The 5,055-nt window shown below is 57.0% G+C and carries 4 protein-coding genes; all 4 read right to left on the bottom strand.

The window, feature by feature from the left end; translation table 11 throughout:
- Positions 1-2,807 (bottom strand): type I restriction endonuclease subunit R (locus OKB81_RS19270; RefSeq protein ID WP_270805378.1); only part of this gene is annotated, 2,807 nt, incomplete at its 3' end.
- Positions 2,808-2,881: 74 nt separating this feature from the next.
- A complete protein-coding gene (gene darG / locus OKB81_RS19275) occupies positions 2,882-3,946 on the bottom strand; it encodes a type II toxin-antitoxin system antitoxin DNA ADP-ribosyl glycohydrolase DarG (protein WP_041206015.1) in 1,065 nt (354 codons plus the stop codon).
- Positions 3,943-4,596 carry a type II toxin-antitoxin system toxin DNA ADP-ribosyl transferase DarT gene (gene darT, locus OKB81_RS19280; protein WP_005331300.1) on the bottom strand — a complete coding sequence of 218 codons (654 nt, stop codon included), beginning with the start codon at positions 4,594-4,596 and terminating at the stop codon, positions 3,943-3,945. Before darT ends, darG begins: the two co-directional genes overlap by 4 nt.
- A gap of 266 nt (positions 4,597-4,862) precedes the next feature.
- A partial coding sequence (locus tag OKB81_RS19285) for a hypothetical protein (protein WP_270667097.1) occupies positions 4,863-5,055 on the bottom strand: 193 nt, incomplete at its 5' end.

Below are 5,055 nucleotides of genomic sequence, written 5' to 3' on the forward strand. Positions count from 1 at the left end.
CGACAACAGGTCAACTGAGCGAAATCGGCGCCTGAGAGACTGCTGTCCTGCTTTGGAATTGTGCAACAAGGCCCATCGACGATGGTCCGGCGCACGTTGTTTTCAATCGCCTCGGCCATCGACTCCTGATTGTCGCGCATCTCCTTGGGCAACCCATCCAGCGCCTCGGGGCCGCGCTGGATAATGAGCTCCAGCAGCCCCAGCTCCTCAAAGTCCATCAGCGTCTCGCTGGGATCGGCATCCACCCACAGATCCAGCATCTGGCGCATGCCCGGCTCGAACTGCTTCATATCCACCAGATCACCACTGGCCAGCTTGATCTCATCCCGGACCTTGGCGAAGTGTTCGACCTCCTGCTTAATCGAGGCGGCCTGCGAGGCGCTGTAACCCGCCTCCTCCAGCTCACCCGCCAGATTGGTAAAGGCGCGGATCAACTTGGCCACCAACTGATAGAGGGTCAGCCGCAATGCCTCTTTCTCGCTCAACGTCTCTTCATCGGCTCCCGGCTCACAACAGAAATAATGCTGATAATCGAGTTGCGACTTGGGCGCCTTCACCGGCTCACACAAGGCACGGACGGCTTCCAGAGCGTTATCCAGATCCTCTTTGGCCTGGGCCAGTCGATCCTTGAGCAGCCCGGCCACATCCTCCTTGTCATAGCCTGCGAAGGCCTCGGCCGTATAGTCGTTGACCGTCTTCTCCAGCGACTTGAACAGGTCTTTGTAATCGATGATGTAGCCGTACTCCTTGTCGTCACCATCCAGACGATTCACCCGGCAGATGGCCTGGAACAGGTTGTGATCAGCCATCTTCTTGTCGATATAGAGGTAGGTGGCAGAGGGGGCATCAAAACCGGTCAGCAGCTTATCCACGACAATGAGCAGACGCATCTGGCCCGGCTCTTTGATAAAACGCTGCTTGACCAGTTTTTCAAACTCTTCGACCCGCTTAGCCGCCTCATCCTCCGGCTGCTCGAAATAGTCGGCCAGCATCTTGCGATAGATGTTGTACTTGGCCAGCTTCTCCGTCAGCCCCTCGCCCGTCTCCTCGCCCTTGATCTCGCTGGCATTGGGTTGGTAACTGGTGACGATGGCGCACTTGCCAGCAAAACCGGCCTGGCTGAACATCTCGTAACTTTTGCAGGCTTGATAGACGCTGGCGCAGACCAGCATGGCATTGCCACGACCATCGGCCAGCCGGGGCTTGCGCTCGAAGTCGAGCAGAATATCGGCCACTATCTGCTCCAGCCGCGAACGACTGGAGAGCAGCTTCTGCATTGAGGCCCACTTCTGTTTAAGCTGCTGCTTGCCCAGCCGCGAGAGATCCTTGGTCTTGGTATCGAACCACTCATCCACTTTTTTCTGGGATTTGACCCGCTGATCGATATCCCGCGCCTCGTAGCGCAGATCCAGCACCACGCCATCACTCACCGCCTCGTTGAACTTGTAGGTGTGAATGTAGGGGCCAAAGACCTCGATGGACTTTTTTTTGTCCTGCTTCATCAGCGGTGTGCCGGTAAAACCGATAAACAGCGCCTCTGGCAACAGGCTCTTCATCGCCCCATGCAGCTTGCCGGACTGAGTGCGGTGGCACTCATCGACAAACACAAACAGCTGCCCCTTGGGGCTGAAGTCCGAGGGCAAGCTGCGGCGCATATCAGCAATAAAATCATCCGAGCTGCCATCATCTTCGTCATCCGACTCGCCTTCTGGCGTGCGACCGAACTTGTGTACCAGCGAGCAGATAAGCCAAGGGTTATGGGCATGCAGACGGGTCACCAGATCGGCACCGCTCTTGGTGCGCAGGATCTCCTCTTCCACCCCACTGAATACCTTCTCGATCTGCTCATCGAGTTCAGTGCGGTCGGTGATGATGAGCACCCGGCTGTCGGTCACATTTTCGCGGATCCACTTGGCCATCCAGACCATGGTCAGGCTCTTGCCGCTGCCTTGGGTGTGCCAGATGATGCCGCCATCCCGGCGGCGGATATAAGCCTTGGCGGCACGGATGCCGAAATACTGGTTATGGCGGCAGGTTTTCTTGGTGCCCGCATCAAACACGATAAAGTCGTGGATCAGCTCCAGAAAGCGCGCCTTACTGCACAACTGTGCCAGATGCTGGTCCAGCAGATTGGCACTCGGCAGATCGACATGGTCGGAATGGATTGGATCGGCTGGCTCTTTCCACTCCAGATAGTATTTCTCGTGGGTTTCGATAGTGCCGTAGCGCACCCCTTGGGTGTCGTTGCCCGCCATCACCAACTGCATGGTGGTGAAGAAGTTACGGATAAAATCCTTCTTCTGGTTATCCAGGTTCTGGTGGATACCTTCAGAGACAGAGACGGTAGAGCGCTTGAGCTCAATGACGCCAAGGGCAATGCCGTTGACATAGAGCACCAGATCCGGCCGTTTCTTATGCTCGCCTTTGACCGTGACCTCTTCGGCAAGGGCAAAGTCGTTGGCCTGCGGATTAGTCCAGTCAACAAGCCAGACGGTCTGGTTTTGCTCGCCTGCCCCTACTTTTTCCTTCACGCCATAACGCAGCAGGCGATAGACCTCCTTGTTGGCGTCATAGAGGATGCGCCCTTCGCCCAGGCTCGCTGCCCGATCCAGTTGCCTGAGTACCTTGGGGATCAGCGCCGCGTCCACGCCCCGCCCCACCAGCCAAGCGGTCAGCAGTTCGGGCTCGACATTCCGGTTGTTCTCCCGCTTATGCCAATCCCCCAGATAGCGATAGCCCAGCTTCTGCTCGAAAAGATGGATCACGCGGTTCTGGGTTGCCCGCTCCCGTTGGCCAACTGAAATCATGCTCTCTATCCCTGTTATTCTCTCAAGCTGCCACGACAACCGCGCAGCCGCTCTTATTCGTTATACCCACTTCGTTACACCAACCCCTGCTGCAAACGGGTCAAGGCGATCTGCAGACTGCGATCATCAAACAGCCGCGCCTTGCGCTCACCCCACGGGGTTCCCGCTGGCCAGCGATGCAACCCCTCTCGCAGCGCGCTCAGCGTCGGCGCACAGCCCTCTTCGGCGATCAACCAATCGACCGTGGCCAATAACTCCATGCCATAGGGCGACTCAAAACCATCGATTAACGCGGTCGTCTGCTCCAGTATCGGTAAAAATGCTTTGGCCTCGGTCTGGAGATAAACGGCAAGCTCTTGTTTTTTGGCCTCATTAAACCAGATGACATCAAACGGCTTGCTATCCGGAATGCGCTTGTCGGACTGCAGATAACTGCCGTCCATCGCATTGAGCAGATGGGTCAGATTGTTGGCATAAGGGCCATAACGATGGGCCTTAAACTGCAACTGCAGCGGATCCCCCAGCGGGTTACGGCCAATGACCCGAGCCAGAAACCAGGCCAGTTTCTGGATCTCCAGCAAGCTGCACTCCATTCCTAAAAACCAGTAGCGGCGTACCAGTTCAGCAATCAAGGCCCGAGCCGGAGTCAGCTCCGCCACCCCGCCCCGCTTGGCCACATTTTGGTATTGGCTACTGGGCTCATAGAGCAGGATATCGATATCCAGATCGCCCAGTGCCGTTTCAATCGCCTGTTTGACCTCTGGCCAAGGCAGACCACCGTTGCCAGCCCCCAGCGGCGGAATGGCAATCGAAGAGACCTGCTGCGCCTGTAACCAGGCCCGTAGATCCTGCAAACCATCCTGGATCCACGCCATCTGTGCCGGATTGCGCCAGTGCTGTTTGGTCGGAAAATTCACGATCCAGCGCGGCCCCAGCAGCTCACCCGTCTGGGTAATAAACATCTTGCCGGTGACGACATCACCCTGTTTGCACGCCTCGGCATAGGCGCGCATATTGGCCGGGAACCGCTCCTTGAACATCAAGGCGATCCCCTTGCCCATGACACCGACGGTGTTGACGGTATTCACCAGCGCTTCCACCGGAGCATCCAGCAGATTGCCTGTTGTATATCGAATCATCTGAAATACCACCCATCACGGACATAGACGGGGCGCGCGACCCCCACCCGATTCATGCATTGTTCCACGCTGTTCTTTATTTCTTCGTTGTAACACACCACGCCCAGCAACGCCTCGATGGGGCAATGTTGATGGATCAAGGCCTCGGCCTGATAGCGTTCCAGCTTGCTCAAATCGTCCGCATCACGCTTGAAATCACGGCGCTGCAACAGTGGCCAGTCAATCCGCCCCAGATCGCCAAGGTCGACATAGAAATTGGCCCACTGGTAATAGGCATGGCTATCGGTAAACACAAACGGTAGCCCCAGTTCAGCCATGCGATGCAGGCTGGAAACCAGGATCAGGATTTCATCATTTTCACGCCGGGGAACACCGCGCCCGGAGTGAATATTGCTGAGCATGGGAGAAAACGGCGTGAAGTAGAAGGGCACATAGTCATTCAACACGCCGTAAGGAGCCAGCGGCACCGGATGGCGCGCGCGCTTGGCAATCAGCTCCGGCAACCCGATATGCACCCAGTGCGGGCTTTGCTGCTGACCATTCCCCGCCCACAGGCCATGGGTCAGGATCCATTCCAGGTTATCCCGATGCACGATCCGGAATATCAGCGCCTTCTGCGGATTCAGGCTCTGGCTATAGTCATAGGCCATGGGTGGCTAGCTCCTGCGATACCCAACGCTTGATAAACACGCCAACGATGACCCCACTCGCTTTTCGTATGCGGGTGGCCGCTGTGCACGCCATCAAGCAACTCACAATAAAAGTATCTCTTTCTTTTCAGATAGATAAACATCTATCGCGCCAATTAACAACCGCCCCAGTCACGCAACAGTCAAGCAAATCCGGCGCTGGGTGGCTCGGTGGCCAGGTTCGCGGCAGAGGCGGTCATCCGGTTGGGCTGCACTTATGCCCCCGTCTATGCCCCCGCCGCCAGCGGCAGGCGAATTTTGCCGGTCAGCAGTTGCTGCATCATGCCTTGCTTCAGGGCGCGGGCCTTCTCCAGCTTCTGAGTCAACGCCTGCAGCTCGTTATCCGCGAATTCAACTTCGAAGTGCGACACTCGCCTATGCCGCCTGACGGTACTCTTCGAATACCTTGACAGGCTGCCT

This window comes from Aeromonas sp. QDB56 (assembly GCF_027705505.1).
In the GTDB taxonomy this organism is placed as follows: Bacteria; Pseudomonadota; Gammaproteobacteria; order Enterobacterales; family Aeromonadaceae; genus Aeromonas; species Aeromonas caviae.

What these genes read in the sequence shown, in the direction of transcription:
- darG (WP_041206015.1), bottom strand. Translation starts at nt 3,946, where the DNA reads ATGATTCGATATACAACAGGCAATCTGCTGGATGCTCCGGTGGAAGCG.
- darT (WP_005331300.1), bottom strand. Translation starts at nt 4,596, where the DNA reads ATGGCCTATGACTATAGCCAGAGCCTGAATCCGCAGAAGGCGCTGATA.